We start from the raw sequence: 16,437 nt of genomic DNA, 5'->3' as shown, positions 1-16,437 counted from the left end.
CCGGGTCGGGCCGCCGGCCCGCGCGGCGGGTCAAGCCATCGCGACCAGGATGCGGCGCCGGCCGGTGAACGCCCGGCGGCCGTGCGCGACCGCGACGTTGTCGACGAGGAGCAGGTCGCCGGTCTCCCAGGCGACGTCCACGGCCGTCTTCATGCCCACCTCCTGGACGTGGGTGATGTAGTCGGCCGGGATGGGGCTGCCGTCGGCGAAGAACGCGTTCTGCGGCAGCTCGTCCTCCGGGATCAGCTCGGCGAGCGCGGCGGCGTCGTCGCCGAGTCCGGCCACGTGCCACTGGTCGGCCTGGTTGAACCAGACCTCGGTCCCGGTGACCGGGTGCTCCAGGGTCGCGCGGCGCAGCTGGCTGACCCGCAGGGTGCCGTCGGGCTGCCAGCTCCACTCGGCCTCGGCGCCGTCGAGGAACGCCTCGACCTCCGCCCGGTCCTCGGTCTCGAAGGTGGCCTGCCAGCTCTTGCCGAAGCCCATGCCGTCGTGCAGGTTCTGGGTGTACCGCACGCCGGGGGCGAAGGCCGCGCGGATCTCCGGGTCGATCGACTCCAGCCAGAGCCGGCCGTCGACGAGCGGGGTGGCGCCGCCGGTGGCGGCCGCCACGTCGCAGAAGAACAGGATCCGCGAGGGCCAGGCGTGCGCGTACGACATCTCGTTGTGCATGGAGATCTCGAACTCGGCCGGGTACTCGGTGGAGGTGTACAGGTTCCGGCCGACCTTGGTGCGCGGCGAGTTGCCGTGGACGTACGCGAGCCGGTTCGGCAGCAGCAGGTCGGCGGCGCCGTCGTAGGTGTCGGCGGTGATGCCGAACCCCCGGAAGAAGACGGCCCGTTCCTCGACGAGGAGCCGGCCGACGTCGGCGCCGCGCAGGTACTCCTCCAGCCCCTGCGGGCTGGCGTCGGCGCCCACGTCGGCGGGGCGCAGGATCCGGGGCTGCCAGGCGTGCTCGGTCATGCGGGTGTCCTTTCGTCGGTGGCCGACCGCGCGGGGGCGTCGTCGGCGTGCTGGGGGTCGTGCGGTCCGGCGGTGCCGAAGTCGGGGGCGCGCCGGGCGCGGAAGGCGGCCACCGCCTCCCGCACGTCCGGCGAGTGGGCGGCGACGACCTGGACGGGGGCCTCCCGTTCCAGGGCGGCCTCCAGGGAGGGCGCGTCGGTGTTGGCCTGGAGCACCTGCTTGGTGAGGGCCAGGGAGACGGGGCTGTGGGCGGCGATCTCGGCGGCGAGGCCGAGCGCGGCGGCGGACAGCTCGCCGGGGGCGGTCACCCGGCTCACCAGGCCGCGGGCCAGGGCCTCGTCGGCGGCCACGAACCGGCCGCTGAGCATCATGTCGGAGGCGAAGCCGAGGCCGGTGAGCCGGGGCAGCAGCCAGGAGGCGCCCATGTCGCCGCCGGAGAGCCCCATCTTCACGAAGGAGGCCCGGAACCGGGCCCCGGGGGCGGCGAGCCGGATGTCCGCGGCGAGCGCGAGGGACAGTCCGGCGCCGACCGCGGGGCCGTCGACGGCGGCGATCACGGTCTGCGGCAGGTCGCGCAGCCCGGTGATCGCCCGGGCCTGGCGGCGCAGCAGGGCGAGCAGGTCGAGCGGGGGCAGCGCGGCGATGCGGCCGACCTCGTCGATGTCGTACCCGGCGCAGAACGCGTCGCCGGCGCCGGTGAGGACGAGGACGCGTACGGACGGGTCGTCCTGCAGTGCGGCGCACAGGTCGGTGAGGCGGGCGAACAGCTCCTCGTTCAGGGCGTTCCTGCGGTCGGGGCGGTTCAGCACCGCCACGGCCACGCCGGGTTGCGGCCGGCTGACGAGGAGGGAGGGTTCAGATGCGTTCATGCGTCCTCTCCGGGGAGGCGGCGGCCGCCTCGGTGTGGCGGGCGACGAAGGCGAGCGCGGCGGGGAGCGCGCGGTCGACGAACTGCCAGTCGTGGCCGCCGGGCCGCTCGTGGTACGTGACGGCGTGGCCGCGCTCGCGCAGGGCGTCGCGCACCCGGCGGTTCATGGCGCGCATGCGGTCGTGGTCCTCGGTCCCGACGTCGAGGTACAGGGCGGGCGGCGGCGTGCGGCCGTCCTGGGCGATCAGGCGGTACGGGTCGTAGCGGCGGCGGGTCTCGCTGCCGGGAGGCCCCCACACCCGTTCGTGGCTCTCCACGGTGGGCATGGCGAAGGCGGGGTCGGAGCGGAACCGGGCGTACGGGTCGCCGACGCGCAGCGGCGCCTCGAAGGCCCCGGCGTGCGAGGCCACCGCGCCGAAGACGCCGGGATGGCGCAGGCCCAGGAAGAGCGCGGCGGCCCCGCCCATGGAGAAGCCGCCGACGGCGCGCCCGGAGCGGTCGGCGCGGGTGTGGAACCGCGCGTCGACCGCCGGCACCAGCTCGTGGACGAGGTGGTCCTCGTACCGCAGTCCCGCGTGGTCGTTGACGAACCAGCGGCGGCCGCTCTGCGGCAGGACGACCACGGTGCGGCTGTCCCGGACCAGGTCCACCAGACGGGTGTTGACCAGCCAGGTGTCCTTGCTGCCGCCGTAGCCGTGCAGGAGGTACAGCACCGGATGCGGGGGGCCGTGCTCGCTGTAGCCGCCGGGCAGGACGACGTTGACGCCCTTGTCGCGGCCGAGCAGCCGGCTCGGCCAGCGCAGGGTGAGCACGCGGGCCGTCACGCCGCCTCCCCCAGGGGCCGGGCGGCCAGAGCGCGCCGGTCGGTCTTGCCGGTGGAGGTGCGGGGGAAGGAGGCGACGAGGTGGAAGGCCGCGGGGACCATGTAGCGCGGCAGGGCGGCGCGGCAGTGGTCGCGCAGCTCGGCCGGGTCCGGCACGGCGCCCTCGGCCGGCACGACATGCGCCGCGAGCTCCTTGTCGCCGTCCGCGCCCTCGACGGCGACGCAGACGGCCTCGTGGACGGCGGGCAGCCGCATGAGGACGGCCTCGATCTCCTCGGGCTCGACCCGGTGGCCCCGGATCTTGATCATGTGGTCGCGGCGGCCGAGGTAGAGGTAGCCTCCGTCGCCCAGCGACCGGACGAGGTCTCCGGTGCGGTGGGGCCGGGCCGTCGCCGCGGACGCGCCGGCGGCGGCGCGGTCCCAGTACCCGAGCATCACCGAGTCGCCGGACACGCTCAGTTCGCCCTCGGCGCCGGGGACGTCGGGGACCGGCCGCCCGTCGCTGCCGAGGAGTTCGGTCTCCGCGTACGGGCAGGGGCGGCCGATGGGCGGGGACGCGGTGCGGTCCGGGGCGAGGTCGGCGTCCGTGACCCGGTGGTGGGTGCAGACGTTGGTCTCGGTCGGGCCGTAGAGGTTGTGCAGGGCCGCCCCGGGCAGCGCCTCGCGCAGCCGCCGCAGGTGCTTGAGCGCGAACGGCTCGCCCGCGAACAGCACCGTCCGCAGCCGCGAACCGGTGAGCAGCGCGCGGTTCTTGGCGTCGAGCATCCGGATCAGGGCGCCCGGCACGGAGTACCAGACGGTGATCCCCTCCTCGGCGACCAGCCGGTTGAGCGCCGGGCCGAGCGCCCTGTGGTGCTCGGGCACGAGCACCAGGCAGGCGCCGGCGCCCGCGGCGGCGAAGACGTCGAAGACGGACAGATCGAAGTGGACGGGCGCGTGGGAGGACAGCCGGTCGTCCCCGGTCAGGCCGAACGCGGCGACGGCCCAGTCCACGAAGGCCAGCGCGTTGCGGTGCGAGAGCATGACGCCCTTGGGCGTCCCGGTGGATCCGGAGGTGTACAGGACGTAGGCGAGGTCGTCGGGTCCGACGGCCGCGGGCGCGAAGCCGTCCGGCACGGGCCGGCCGGCGGCCTCCTCCCAGCCGGTGCACCGGATCGCCGCGGCCGGCGCCGGCTCGTCGCCGACGACGACGGCCGTGCGCAGGGCGGCGGGTGTGCCGTGCTCTTCGAGCACGGCGAGCCGCGGCGCGTCGGTGACCAGGCAGCGGACGGCGCAGTCGTCGAGGATGTAGGCGGCACGGGCGGCGGGCGTGGCCGGGTCGACCGGGACGTACGCGGCCCCGCACTTGAGGATCGCGTACAGGGTCACGATCGTCTCGGTCGACTTGGCGAACCACAGGCCCACCCGGTCGCCGGGGCCCACACCGTGCTCGCGCAGGGTCGCGGCGAGCGCGCTCGCCGCCCGGTCCAGGGCGGCGTAGTCGGTGGAGCGGCCCCGGTGGCGGACCGCCTCGGCCGCGGGCCGGGCGGCCACCGCGCGGGTCAGCAGATCATTCAGCGTGCGCATGGCGGTCTCCTGCGGGGCGGGGGGACGCGGCCCGGGCACGGGTGCCGAGGCCGAGCTTCTCGGCGATCACCAGCCGCTGCATGTCGGAGGTGCCGGAGGAGATCCGGGTGCCGAGCGCGTCGCGCAGATTGCGTTCGACGTCGGTGTCGGTGGTGTAGCCGAGGCCGCCGTACACCTGGAGGGCGTCGAGGAAGGTCTCGACGGCGGACTCGCTGGTCCGCAGCTGGGCGGCCTCCGCGTAGTGGGAGGAGACGCCCCGCTCCAGGTCCCAGGCGGCGCGGTGGGTGAGCAGCCGGGCCTCGTCCAGGCGGATGCGCATCTCGACGATCCGGTGGGACACCGACTGGAATCTGCCGATGTGGCGGCCGAACTGTTCGCGGGTGCGGGCGTGCCGGACGCAGTCGTCGATCTGGCGGCCCATGGCGCCGAGCAGCGGGGCGAGGATCAGCGAGCGTTCCCAGGCCATGGTGGCGGCGAGGATCCGGGAGCCCTGCTTCTCCGCGCCGAGCCGGGCGGAGAGCGGGACGCGGCAGCCGCTGAGGGTGATCTCGCCCCAGGGCGCGGTGCGCAGGCCGGCCTTCTCGAAACGGGTCTCGACGGTGAGTCCCTCCTGGCCGCGCTCGACGAGGAAGGCGGTGACGCCGGTGAACCCGAGGGCCGGGTTGACCGTGGCGTAGACGAGGAAGACGTCGGCGAGCGGCGCGTTGGTGACGAAGCGCTTGGTGCCGTCCAGGACGTAGTGGTCGCCGTCGCGGCGGGCGGTGGCGGCGAGGGAGAGGGCGTCGGAGCCGGCTCCGGCCTCGGTGATGGCGTGGGCGCCGATCAGCCGGCCGTCGCACAGCCCGGGCAGGAAGCGCCGCTTCTGTTCCTCGGTGCCGAACAGCAGCAGCGGGATCTCGGCGGCCCAGATGTGGGCGCCCAGGGCGATCATGAGGCCGTTGTCGCGGCAGCCGGCGCCGAGGCCCTCCAGGGCCAGTGCGCAGGTCAGCGGGGAGAGGCCGAGTCCGCCGTACGCGCGGGGCACCGGGAGTCCGAGGACTCCGGCGTCGGCGAGGCGCTGCCAGTCACCGGGCTGGAGCGTCCCGGTGCGCTCCCGGGCCGGGAGGTCGGCGCCGAGGTCCTCGCCGAGGCGGCGGAGGCGGTCGGCGAGGGCGGTCTGCTCCTCGGTGGGGCTGAGGTTCACGGGCGGCCGCCGGCCGGGTCGAGGGCGGGCAGGCGGGCCAGGGAGGCGGCGATGTGGCTGTCGGGCACCACGTGGTCCTCCAGGGTGCCCGCGAGGTACTGGTCGTACGCGGACAGGTCGAGCAGGCCGTGGCCGCTGACGTTGAAGAGGATCACGCGCGGCTGGTTCTCCTCGCGGGCGCGCACGGCCTCGTCGAGGGCGCACTTGACGGCGTGCGCGGACTCGGGGGCGGGGATCAGGTTCTCGGTGCGGGCGAAGAAGGCACCGGCCTCGAACACGTCCTTCTGACCGTAGGCCACGGCCTCCATCAGGCCGCGGTCGTACAGGGCGCTGACGAGCGGCGCCGCGCCGTGGTAGCGCAGTCCGCCGGCGTGCACGCCGGGCGCGACGAAGGTGTGGCCGAGCGTGTACATCTTGGTCATGGGGGTGGTGCCGGAGAAGTCGTTGTAGTCCCAGGCGTAGCGGCCCCGGGTCATCTTGGGGCACGCCTCGGGCTCCACGGCGACCAGCCGCGTGGCGGCGCCGGTGCGGAGCTTCTCGCGGTGGAAGGGGAAGGCGAGGCCGGCGAAGTTGCTGCCCGCGCCCATGGCGCCGATGACCACGTCGGGGAACTCCCCGGCGAGTTCCATCTGCCGCAGGGCCTCCTCGCCGATGACCGTCTGGTGCAGCAGGACGTGGTTCTCGCCGCTGCCGACGGAGAACGCGCCGCGGGTGACGGTCCGGGCGTGTTCGAGCGCCTCGGCGTTGGCGATGGCCACGCTGCCGGCGCCGTCGGGGGAGGCCGCGAGCAGGGCGCGGCCGGCCTCGGTCGTGCCGCTGGGGCTGGGAATGACGCGGGCGCCGTTGAGCTCCATCAGGACCCGGCGGTAGGGCTTCTGCCGGTAGCTGACGTTCACCATGAAGACGGTGCAGGCGAGGTCGAGGGCGTGGCAGGCCATCGACAGGGCGGTGCCCCACTGGCCGGCGCCGGTGCCGGTGGTGATCTCCTGGACGCCGGCCTTCTTGTAGTAGTACGCCTGCGCCAGGGCCGAGTTGAGCTTGTGGCTGCCGGAGGCGTTGGCGCCCTCGTACTTGTAGTAGATGTGGGCGGGGGTGTCGAGCGCCTGCTCCAGGCGGTGGGCGCGGATCAGCGGGGTGGGGCGCCAGCGCTGGTACTGCTCGCGCACCGGGTCGGGGATCTTCACATGGCGCTCGGTCCCGACGCTGCCGCGGTACATGGACAGCGGGATGTTGGCCCCCGTGGAACCGCGGTCCTCGGGGGCGGGGCGGCCGTCGCCGTCGCCGTCCGGCCGCGGGGCGGGTCTGGCCCGGCGTACGTCGGAGGCGGGCACGTCGAGGTCGGCGAGGATGTTGTACCAGTGGGTGGGGACGTCGTCCTCGTCGAGCAGGTACTGGTTGCGCACGGCTCTCATGCCGGGGTCTCCGTCCGCAGGCCGGCGACGTGCCGGCGGACCAGCTCGACCAGGTCGCCGACGGTCTCGAGGTCCGCCTCCATGACGTCCTCGTCCTCGATGTGGCCGCCGAACTCGGCCTCCACGGCGAGCAGCAGCTGGAGCAGGTTGAGCGAGTCGAGCTGGATCACCGGCGAGTAGAGCGAGACCTGCGGACCGATGTCCCGCGGGTCGAGCCGGAGATCGAGGGCCTCGACCATGATCTCGCGGACCTTCTGGGCCACGTGGTCGTCAGACAGCATTTTCGGGGCTCCTAGGACAGGGAATTCGTCGGGTGGGATGTCCGCGCACGGGCGGCACCGGGGGCGCGGGGCGCGCGGAACTCTGAGGAAATGCGCGGGTACTGCGCACGCGGAATGCGGCCGGGCGGCGGACGGGTGTCAGTGCGCACCGGCGAGTACGCCGGCGACGTCCGTCACGATCTCGGGTCCCTGCACCAGGGAGAAATGGTCGCCGGGAAAGACCCGCAGGGAGAATTCCGCGGACGTCAGGTCCGACCAGGCGGCGGCGTGCGCGACGGGGACGCCCGGGTCGGCGTCCCCCACGTACGCCGTCAGCGGCACGGTGACCGGCCGCGAGCCGGCGGGCCGGTAGGTCTCGATCAGGGTGAGATCGGCGCGGAACGAGGGCAGCAGCAGGGCCAGGAGCTCGGGCTCGGCGACCAGGCCCGGGTCCATGCCGCCGAGTTCGAGCAGCCCCTGCACCATCGCCTCGTCGTCGCGCAGATGGAGGTCGCGGCCGCTGCGCGGGCTGAGCGGCGAGCCGTGTCCGGAGACGAACAGCCACCGCGGCCTGGCCCGGTACAGCGCCTCCAGGCGCAGCGTGACCTCGTACGCGAGGGCCGCGCCCATGCTGTGGCCGAGCAGCGCGACGGGCCGGTCGAACAGCGGCAGCAGGACCTGAGCGACGCTGTCGGCGAGCGGCCCCATGGCCGGGACGCAGGGTTCGGCGAACCGGTCCTGGCGCCCCGGGTACTGCACCGCGACCAGCTCCACGTCGTCCGGCAGGGCCTCGGCCCAGTCGCGGAAGGCGCCCGCCGTGCCGCCGGCGTGCGGCAGGCACACGAGGCGGATCCTCGGGGCGGGCAGGGGGCGGAGCCGGCGCAGCCAGCGACCGTCCTGGCTCGCGGCGTTCCTGGCTCGTACCGGGGTGGGTATCACGTGCGGCCTGCTTCCCATGGGCTTCCCGAACGGCCGGGAACTGGATCGTCCCGGCATTTCAAGCACCGCACATTAACGCCTTTTCACGGGTCGTCACCACCCGATTCGAGCGGCAGTTCCGCATACAGAATTCATCCAGCCCACGGCTCGAACATGTTCGTACAGTGGTCCGCCTCATGCAGTGAATTCCCTTGCCTCCGCCCGCCCGTCGGAGGAATTCGACTCATTCGAGCCTGCCGAAAGAGATCCGTCACGCCATGAATTCCCTACCCCTGCGCCAGATGTACGTCGGCGGCCGGTGGACCGAGCCGCGCGCCACCGGGACGATCGCCGTCGAGAACCCGGCGACCCTGCGGGTCGTCGGCGAGATCCCGGACTGCGGCGGCGAGGACGTCCGGCGCGCGGTGGAGGCGGCCCGCGGGGCGCTGCCCGGCTGGGCGGCGAGCGGGACCGAGGAGCGCGCGGCGGCCCTGTCGGCGCTGCGCGAGGCGCTGGTGAAGCACCAGGACGAGCTGGCGGAGACCGTGACCCGCGAGATGGGCGCGCCGATCACGTTCTCCCGGCGCGTCCAGGCGGGGCTTCCGGTGCGGGTGCTCGACGGCTTCCTCGACGGGCTCGCCGCGGCCACCGCCGAGGAGCGCGTCGGCCACTCCCTGGTGGTGCGCGAGCCGGTGGGCGTGGTCGGCGCCATCACGCCCTGGAACTACCCGGTGCACCAGGCGGTCGCCAAGATCGGCGCGGCCGTCGCCGCGGGCTGCGCCCTCGTGCTCAAGCCGAGCGAGCTGGCGCCGCTCTCCTCGTACCTGCTGGCGGAGCTCATCGACGGGATCGGGCTGCCGCCGGGCGTCTTCAACCTGGTCCCCGGCCGGGGCGCGACGGCGGGCGTCGCGCTCACCGTCGACGACGGCGTGGACCTGGTGTCCTTCACCGGTTCGCTGGAGGCCGGCCGGCAGGTCGGCGCGGCGGCGGCCCGGACCGTGAAGCGGACCTGCCTGGAACTGGGCGGCAAGTCCGCCACGCTGGTGCTGCCGGACGCCGACCTCGCGGCGGCCGTCGAGGACGGCGTGCGCAGCGCCCTGCACAACGCGGGCCAGACGTGCACCGCCCGCACCCGGCTGCTGGTCCCCCGTGCGCGCCTGGACGAGGCGCTGGACGTGGCCCGCGCGGTCGTCGCCGCCTACGTCCCGGGCGACCCCGAGGACCCGGACACGCTCCTCGGCCCGCTCGCCTCCGCCGGCCAGCGGGAGCGCGTGCTCGGCCACCTGGAGCGGGCGGCCCGGTCGGGGGCGCGGCAGGTCGCCGGGCAGGACCTGGCGGACCGGTTGCCGGACACCGGCCACTACGTGGCGCCCAGCGTGTGGACGGACGTGAGCCCGTCGTCGCCGCTGGCCCGCGAGGAGATCTTCGGCCCGGTCCTCGCCGTCCTGGCCTACGACGGCGAGGACGAGGCGGTGGCACTCGCCGACGACTCCGACTACGGGCTCGCCGCCACCGTGTGGTCCGGGGACCCGGAGCGCGCCGTGGCGGTGGCCCGCCGGCTGCGGGTCGGCCAGGTCGACGTCAACGGCGCGAAGTTCAACGCCGCGGCGCCCTTCGGCGGTCACCGGCAGTCCGGCGTCGGGCGGGAGCTCGGCCGCCACGGCATCCAGGAGTTCCAGGAGGTCAAGTCCCTCCAGCTGCCCGGCTGACCGCCCCGCCCCACGCCCCCTGATCCCGCACCAGCGACTCGAAACGACGGGTGACACCGTGTCCCTGCGCATGCCGCACATCCATGTGGAGTTCCCCCCGGAGCTCAGTCCGCACGCCGACCGGGCGGAGGCCGGCGCCCGGGCCTTCGTGGCCCGCCACGGCCTGGCCCCCGACGAAGCGGCCCGCCGCCACCACGAGCGCTCCCTGCTCGGCACCCTCATGGGCAGGGCCTACCCGCACTCCGGCCCCGAGGAGCTCCAGCTCGTGACCGACTGGATCAGCTGCATGCTGGTCCTCGACGACCAGTTCGACGAGACCTCGCTGGGCGCCGAGCCCGAGCGGCTGCGGGAGGTCTGCGACGAGGTGCTCGCCTGGTTCACCGAGGACGGCTCCGTCGACGACGACCCGGCCCCCGCGGGCCACTCGCTGACGCGGGTGTTCCGCCCTGCGTACGCCGAACTGTGGCGCCGCACCGCGCCGCTGACCTCCCCGGCGTGGCGCCGGCGGCTCGCCGCGCACATCGGGGCCTTCTTCGACACCTGTGTCTGGGAGTCGCAGAACCGGCTGACCGGCCGCGTCCCGGACCTGGACGAGTACATCGCGCACCGCGGCCGGGCCCTCATGCCGTACCTCGACCTCATCGAGGTCACCACGCACGCCGAGGTGCCCGAGGAGCTCTACACGCTGCCGGCGTTCGCCGAGATGAACGCGGCGCTGTCCGACGCGGACCTGTGGACCAACGACCTCTTCAGCTGCGAGAAGGAGGACCTCCTCGGCGACCCGCACAACCTCGTGCTGGTGCACCGCCACGCGCACGGCACGGATCTGCAGACCGCCGCGGACGCCGTCGGACGGATGGTCCAGGGCCGCTTCGACCGCTTCACCGAACTCAGCCGCACCTTCCCGGACATGCTGACGCCGGCCCAGCGCGCGCTCTTCCCCGGGGACCGCCTGGAGCGCCACATCGCGGGGCTGCGCAGCTGGCTCACCGGCCAGCTCCAGTGGCGCTTCGAGACCCTGCGCTTCGACCCCACGCGGCCCGAGGTCACCAGCGCCACCGGCTCCGCCCCGCTCTAGGGGGTGTCTCGCCGATCATGCCGGGCTCCCGACGCCTGGCACGCACGCTCGCCGCGTTGTCGTCGGTCGCCAACGCTCCGCGTTGACTCCCTCCTCCGCCTTGCGATCGCACGCACCAGACGCCGCTCGCTGATCCGGCCTGATCGACAAGACACCCCCTAGGCCCGCCCCAGGCCCGCTCCAGGCCCGCCCCAGGCCCGCCCCAGGCCCGCCGGCCGACTCCCCCACCGTGACCCACCGTGAACGGGGTTCGCATGCGAGATCGCTACGCCACACTCAGACGACTGGAGACCCTCGACCCGAAGACGGACCACCAGGAGATCCACCGCGTCTCCTCCGACAGCGAGTTCCCCTGGGACTACGGCCGGGGGCTCGAAGTGGCGATCTGGCGCACCTGCTGCGTGCCCGCCATCTCGGGTGTCCTGGACGGCACCGGAGAGTTCGCCCTGCGCGCGCAGAAGCGGTACGACGACACCCGGATCCTGCTCGGCGAACTGGTGCGCGGCGGATACGACTCCGACCGCGGACGCCAGGCGATCCGGCAGATCAACCAGGCCCACCGCAGGTTCGACATCGCGAACGAGGACATGCTGTACGTCCTGTCGACGTTCGTCCTCGAACCCGTGCGGTGGATCGACCGCTGGGCCTGGCGGCCGACCTCCGAGACGGAGCGGCTGGCCGCCTTCTACTTCTTCGTGAACGTGGGCAAGCGGATGAACATCCGCGAACTGCCCACGGAGTACGCCGCGTTCGAGCGTTTCAACCGCGAGTACGAGCGGCTCCGCTTCCGGCGGGCGGCGAGCAACCACCGCGTCGGCACCCAGATCATCGACCTGTACGCGTCCTGGTACCCCCGCCCGCTCGACGGCCTGGTCGCGGCCACGCTGCCGTGCCGTCTCGACGCGCCGGCGCTGGACGCCCTGGGCCTGCCCGCCCCGCCCCTGTGGGCGCGCGTCGCCCACCGCGCCGGGGTGCGCGGCCACGCACGGGCCGAACGCGTCGCGCCCCGGCTGATGGCGCGCCTGATGACCCGGCCCACGGCACGGACGTACCCGGGCTACCCGCACGGCTACGACCTCGCCGACATAGGCCCGCACCGAACCTCCCCGCCCGTGCGGCAGCAGCCGACGGCCCGTGCCGACAGCCCCGAGGACTGACCACCATGACGGAAACCACTGCTCTGGCCGCCCCTCCGGCCGCCATCGGCGACACGCCCCTGCGGCCGGTCGTCGTCCCGGTCGGCGACCGGACCGTGCGGCTCTGGCTGAAACTGGAGGCCGAGAACCCCTTCGGGTCGATCAAGGCCCGTACGGCACAGGCGCTGATCGACGCGCTGGAGACCGGCGGGACGCTGCGTCCGGGGATGCGGGTGGTCGAGTCGACCTCCGGCAACCTGGGGGTGGCCCTGGCCGGCCTCTGCGCGGAGCGGGGCTACGGCTGCACGCTGGTGGTCGAGCCGAGCACCCCGCCCGCCAGCGTCGCGCGGATGCGGGAGTACGGCGCGGAGGTCGTGACCGTCCGCGAGGTGCCGGGCGGCCGGACGCTCGGCGCCCGCCTCCGGGCGGTGCGCGAGATCCTGGCGGCCGGCTCCGACGTCGTGTGGACCAACCAGTACGAGAGCCCCGCCAACCCCGGGGTGCATGAGGGGCGGACGGCGGCGGAGCTGCTGAAGGCCGCGCCGGGCGGCCGGTTCGACGCGGTCGTCGTGGCCGTGTCGACCGGGGGCACGCTGGCGGGGATCGCCCAGTACTTCCGCGACCACGCCCCCGCGACGCAGGTCGTCGCGGTCGACGCCGTGGGTTCCTCCGCGCTCGGCGGGGCGCCCGCCGAGCGGCCGTTCAAGCTGATGGGCTTCGGTTCCGGGCAGGTGTCGGGGTTCGTCCGGCCCCACCACGTCGACCAGGTGGTGCGCGTGACCGACCAGGCCGCCGCCGCGGCCTGCACGCTGGTCGCCCGGCGGACCGGGATCTCGCTCGGCGGCAGCGGCGGCGCCGCGGTGCTCGCCGCCGTCTCCCGCGCGCTGCGCGACCCGTCGCTGCGGGAGCTCGCCTGCGTCTGCCCGGACAGCGGCGAGAAGTACCCGCAGCTGTGCGACGCCCCGGCCGACGGCGGGCCCGGCTGCACCGACGAGATGCGCACGGCTCTGGAACTGCTGCGCGGGGTGCGCGCCGAGGAACCCTCGTGACCCGCCCTGCCGATCCCCGGAAGAGAGACGCCCGATGACGCTCCCCGACTCCTCGACGATCACCTATCTGGACAGCGCGGACGTCGCGCGGCTGTGCGCCGGGCTGTCCGTCGTCGACCTCGCGCACGACACCCTGCTCGCCTACCGCCGCAAGGAGGCGGGCCTCACCCCCGAGGCCGCGCTGCGCTGGACCACCCCGTCGGGGGCGTCGGCGCGCAGCCTGATCCTGCCGGGCTGGTCCGGCGACTCCTACGGCTGCAAGATCATCAACGCGTCGCTGGGCAACCACCTGCTGGGCCGGCCGCGCGCCGCCGGGCTGGTCGTGCTCAACGACCCGGAGACCGCGCGCCCGGTCTGCATCATGGAGGGCGGCCGGATCAGCGCGCTGCGCACCGCCGGCGTCTCGGTCGCCGCGCTGCGGGCCGTACGCGACCCGGCAGCCGTCCGCAGCGTGGCCTTCCTCGGCTGCGGCCGCCAGGCCGAGGTGCACGGGGAGCTGCTCGCGGGCGCCTGTCCCGGCGTCACCGAGGTCTTCGTGCACGACCAGGACGCCCGGCGGGCCGAGGAGCTGGCCGCCCGGTGGCGCGCCGCGCACCCGTCGGTCGCCGTGACGGTGGCCGAGGGCGCACGGGCGGCGGTCGAGCGGGCCGAGGTGACCGTCGCGGTGACGACGACGACGCAGCCGTACGTGGAGCTGGACTGGGTGCCGGCGGGCGGGACCTTCGTCAACGTGTCGCTGGACGACGCGGCGGAGAGCCTGCTGCTCGGCTGCGATCACCTGTTCGTCGACGACTGGGAGCTCGTGGTGGACGACGACCACCGGCTGCTCGGCAGACTGGCGCGGGCCGGCCGCGTCGCGGGGCCGGGGTCCGCCGCCCCGGAGGGCGGCCGGGCCGTGGACGCGTCCCTGCCGGCGCTGTTCTCGGGCGAGTACGCGCGGGCCGTCGCCCCGGGCGACCGGGTCGTCGTGAACCCGTTCGGCATGGGGGTCCAGGACATCGCGCTGGCCGCCGCCGTGTACGCGCGCGCGGCCGAGCAGGGCGTCGGGCTCTCCCTGGCCCACTGAACCCGGGCGGTGCGGATCCCCCGCCGTGCCGCCCCTCCCCCACGACCGTGGCCCCGCCGGTGATCGGCGGGGCCACGGTCGTGCGCGGCGGGGGCGCGCGGTCAGTACGACTTGGGCAGGCCCAGGGTGTAGTGGGAGACGAAGTTGAGGATCATCTCCCGGCTGACCGGGGCGATCCGCGGCACCCGGGACAGCGTCAGCAGCGAGGCGAGGCCGTACTCGGCGGTCAGGCCGTTGCCGCCGAGGGTGTGGATCGCCTGGTCGACGGCGCGGGCGCACGCCTCGGCCGCGGCGTACTTGGCCATGTTGGCCGCCTCGCCCGCGGCCATGTCCTCGCCCGCGTCGTACAGTTCGGCGGCCTTGCGGGTCATCAGCCGGGCGAGCTCCAGCTCCACGTGGATCCGCGCGAGCGGGTGCGCGACGGCCTGGTGGGCGCCGATCGGCACCGACCACACCTGGCGGGTGCGGGCGTAGTCCACGGCCTTGTCGAGGGCGTGCCGGCCGAGACCGGCCGCGAACGCGGCGATCATGATCCGTTCGGGGTTCAGCCCGGCGAAGAGCTGCTGCAGACCGGCGTCCTCCTGGCCGACCAGCGCGTCGCCCGGCAGCCGCACCTCGTCCAGGACGAGTTCGAACTGCCGCTCGGGGGCGCTGAGTTCCATGGGGATCTCGTGGTGGGCGAAGCCGGGCGCGTCCCGGGGGACGACGAAGAGACAGGGCTTGAGGCGGCCCGTGCGGGCGTCCTCGGTCCGGGCCACGATCAGGGTGGAGTCGGACTCGTCCACCCCGGAGACGAAGACCTTGCGGCCGGTGAGCAGCCAGTCGGCGCCGTCGCGGCGCGCGGTGGTGGTCAGCCGGTGCGCGTTGGAGCCGGCGTCCGGCTCCGTGATGCCGAAGGACATGCGGGCGGAGCCGTCGGCGAGTCCGGGGAGCAGCCGGCGCTTCTGCTCCGGGGTGCCGAAGCGGGCGATGACCGTGCCGCAGATCGCGGGCGACACCACGAGCATCAGCAGCGGGTTGCCGGCCGCGCCCAGTTCCTCCATGACCAGCGACAGTTCGGTGATGCCGCAGCCTCCGCCGCCGTACTCCTCCGGGAGGTTGACGCCGAGGTAGCCGAGGCGGCCCGCCTCGGCCCAGAGCTCCTGCGGGCTGCGCGGGTCGGGCCCGTCGCCGCGGCCGCGCGCGAACGCGGCGACGGCCTCCCGCAGGGCCCGGTGCTCGGCGCTCTCCGCGAACGCGGGGCGCGCGCTCACCGGTCCAGCTCCGCGAGGATCTCGTCGGTGTGCTCGCCGTGCCCGGGGGCGGCGGCACGCAGCGAGTCGAGGCCGGAGCCGAACAGCACCGGGAAGCGGACCTGACGGCGCGGCTCCTCGGTGGCCGAGCCCGGCAGGGTGCCGACGAGCTCGCGCGCGGCGACGTGCGCGTCGGCCAGGAAGGCGTCCGCCGTCTCGTAGACGGGGGCCCAGGGCAGGTCGAGGCCCGACAGCGCGGCCGACCACCAGGCCAGGTCGCGGCGGGCGAAGACGCCGTCGAGCAGCTCGCGCACCCGGACCCGGGCCTTGGTGCGCACGGCCCGGCGGTCGTAGGCGTCGTCGTCGAGTTCGGGGAACTCCGCGGCGAACGCCGTGCGGAAGGCCAGCCAGAACTTGTCCTCGAAGGTGGCCAGCGCGATCCGGCCGCCGTCGGCGGTGGTGAACAGGTCGTTGTCGCCGGTGACCAGCGGGCTGTCGGCGGGGTCGGCCGGCGCGCGCAGCGGCAGCGCCAGCGGCGCGGCCCAGGCGGCCGCCGCCTCGTGCAGCGACACGTCCAGGTGCTGGCCCTGCCCGGTGGCCCGGGCGGAGGTCACCGCCACGGCGGTGGACAGCGCCGCGTACATCGCGCCGGCGAGGTCGGCGATCCGCAGGCCCACCCGGTCGACGGTCTCGCCGGGGCGGTGGGGCACGGCGAAGAAGCCCGACAGGGCGAGGAAGTTGAGGTCGTGGCCCGGCCGGGAGGCGTAGGGCCCGTACTGTCCGAAGCCGGTGAGGGAGCAGAGCACCACCCGCGGATTGGCCTCGCGCAGCCGCGCGTACCCGAGCCCCATGGCGTCCAGGACCCCGGGCCGGTGGCTCTCCACGACGACGTCGCTGCGCTCCACCAGGCGCAGCAGGGTCTCCCGGCCGGCCGGGGTGCGCAGGTCCAGGACGAGGGAGCGCTTGTTGCGGTTGAGCGCCGCGAACGTCTCGGGCTCGACCAGCCGGCCGTAGTCGCCGCCGTCCGGGCTCTCCACCTTGATGACGTCGGCCCCGAGATCGGCCATCAGCACCGTGGCGAATCCGCCGGGCAGCAGCCTCGACAGATCGAGGACCCGTACGCCGTCCAGGGCCGGCCGGCCCGCCGTCACTTCCACTGCCACTCCTTCCGGCCCGC

At 74.6% G+C, this 16,437-nt stretch carries 15 protein-coding genes; 5 read left to right on the top strand and 10 right to left on the bottom strand.

The window, feature by feature from the left end; all coding sequences use genetic code 11:
- Positions 1 to 30: 30 nt before the first annotated feature.
- The 8 genes from ACNJ93_RS25910 to ACNJ93_RS25875 form a co-directional block, all read right to left on the bottom strand.
- On the bottom strand, positions 31 to 960 hold the full coding sequence (locus tag ACNJ93_RS25910; RefSeq protein ID WP_418959850.1) for a TauD/TfdA family dioxygenase: 930 nt from the start codon (positions 958 to 960) through the stop codon (positions 31 to 33).
- Positions 957 to 1,829 carry an enoyl-CoA hydratase/isomerase family protein gene (locus ACNJ93_RS25905; RefSeq protein ID WP_418959849.1) on the bottom strand — a complete coding sequence of 291 codons (873 nt, stop codon included), beginning with the start codon at positions 1,827 to 1,829 and terminating at the stop codon, positions 957 to 959. Before ACNJ93_RS25905 ends, ACNJ93_RS25910 begins: the two co-directional genes overlap by 4 nt.
- Positions 1,816 to 2,652 (bottom strand): alpha/beta hydrolase, encoded by an 837-nt coding sequence (locus ACNJ93_RS25900; protein ID WP_418959848.1) that lies wholly within the window; start codon positions 2,650 to 2,652, stop codon positions 1,816 to 1,818. Before ACNJ93_RS25900 ends, ACNJ93_RS25905 begins: the two co-directional genes overlap by 14 nt.
- The gene (locus ACNJ93_RS25895; protein ID WP_418959847.1) at positions 2,649 to 4,217 is read right to left on the bottom strand and encodes an amino acid adenylation domain-containing protein; all 1,569 of its coding nucleotides are present in this window, start codon (positions 4,215 to 4,217) and stop codon (positions 2,649 to 2,651) included. Before ACNJ93_RS25895 ends, ACNJ93_RS25900 begins: the two co-directional genes overlap by 4 nt.
- The gene (locus ACNJ93_RS25890; protein WP_418959846.1) at positions 4,201 to 5,400 is read right to left on the bottom strand and encodes an acyl-CoA dehydrogenase family protein; all 1,200 of its coding nucleotides are present in this window, start codon (positions 5,398 to 5,400) and stop codon (positions 4,201 to 4,203) included. Before ACNJ93_RS25890 ends, ACNJ93_RS25895 begins: the two co-directional genes overlap by 17 nt.
- On the bottom strand, positions 5,397 to 6,812 hold the full coding sequence (locus ACNJ93_RS25885; RefSeq protein ID WP_418959845.1) for a TrpB-like pyridoxal phosphate-dependent enzyme: 1,416 nt from the start codon (positions 6,810 to 6,812) through the stop codon (positions 5,397 to 5,399). The genes ACNJ93_RS25890 and ACNJ93_RS25885 overlap by 4 nt, the downstream gene beginning before the upstream one ends.
- Positions 6,809 to 7,093, bottom strand: coding sequence for a phosphopantetheine-binding protein (locus tag ACNJ93_RS25880; protein ID WP_418959844.1), 285 nt, complete (start codon positions 7,091 to 7,093; stop codon positions 6,809 to 6,811). Before ACNJ93_RS25880 ends, ACNJ93_RS25885 begins: the two co-directional genes overlap by 4 nt.
- Positions 7,094 to 7,231: 138 nt before the next feature.
- Positions 7,232 to 8,011, bottom strand: coding sequence for a thioesterase II family protein (locus ACNJ93_RS25875; protein WP_418959843.1), 780 nt, complete (start codon positions 8,009 to 8,011; stop codon positions 7,232 to 7,234).
- Between the two features lie 257 nt (positions 8,012 to 8,268).
- Between ACNJ93_RS25875 and ACNJ93_RS25870 the strand changes: the two genes are divergently transcribed.
- The 5 genes from ACNJ93_RS25870 (at position 8,269) to ACNJ93_RS25850 (ending at position 14,028) form a co-directional block, all read left to right on the top strand.
- A complete protein-coding gene (locus tag ACNJ93_RS25870; RefSeq protein WP_418959842.1) occupies positions 8,269 to 9,699 on the top strand; it encodes an aldehyde dehydrogenase family protein in 1,431 nt (476 codons plus the stop codon).
- A gap of 70 nt (positions 9,700 to 9,769) precedes the next feature.
- Entirely contained in the window at positions 9,770 to 10,777 is a 1,008-nt protein-coding gene (locus tag ACNJ93_RS25865) for a terpene synthase family protein (RefSeq protein WP_418959841.1), read from the top strand.
- A 254-nt stretch (positions 10,778 to 11,031) separates the two neighbouring features.
- Positions 11,032 to 11,934: an oxygenase MpaB family protein gene (locus ACNJ93_RS25860; protein WP_418959840.1), complete on the top strand. Its 903-nt coding sequence runs from the start codon at positions 11,032 to 11,034 to the stop codon at positions 11,932 to 11,934.
- A 5-nt stretch (positions 11,935 to 11,939) separates the two neighbouring features.
- On the top strand, positions 11,940 to 12,962 hold the full coding sequence (locus ACNJ93_RS25855; RefSeq protein WP_418959839.1) for a cysteine synthase family protein: 1,023 nt from the start codon (positions 11,940 to 11,942) through the stop codon (positions 12,960 to 12,962).
- A gap of 34 nt (positions 12,963 to 12,996) precedes the next feature.
- Positions 12,997 to 14,028 carry an ornithine cyclodeaminase gene (locus ACNJ93_RS25850; RefSeq protein ID WP_418959838.1) on the top strand — a complete coding sequence of 344 codons (1,032 nt, stop codon included), beginning with the start codon at positions 12,997 to 12,999 and terminating at the stop codon, positions 14,026 to 14,028.
- Positions 14,029 to 14,129: 101 nt separating this feature from the next.
- Here the strand turns inward: ACNJ93_RS25850 and ACNJ93_RS25845 are convergent, their stop codons facing one another.
- Both ACNJ93_RS25845 and ACNJ93_RS25840 read right to left on the bottom strand, forming a co-directional pair.
- Positions 14,130 to 15,281, bottom strand: coding sequence for an acyl-CoA dehydrogenase family protein (locus ACNJ93_RS25845; protein ID WP_418959837.1), 1,152 nt, complete (start codon positions 15,279 to 15,281; stop codon positions 14,130 to 14,132).
- On the bottom strand, positions 15,278 to 16,417 hold the full coding sequence (locus ACNJ93_RS25840) for a CaiB/BaiF CoA transferase family protein (protein ID WP_418959836.1): 1,140 nt from the start codon (positions 16,415 to 16,417) through the stop codon (positions 15,278 to 15,280). The genes ACNJ93_RS25845 and ACNJ93_RS25840 overlap by 4 nt, the downstream gene beginning before the upstream one ends.
- Positions 16,418 to 16,437: the final 20 nt, after the last annotated feature.

This window comes from Streptomyces tritici (genome assembly GCF_048500665.1).
GTDB lineage: Bacteria > Actinomycetota > Actinomycetes > Streptomycetales > Streptomycetaceae > Streptomyces > Streptomyces tritici.
This window is presented reverse-complemented; position numbering and strand designations above follow the sequence as displayed.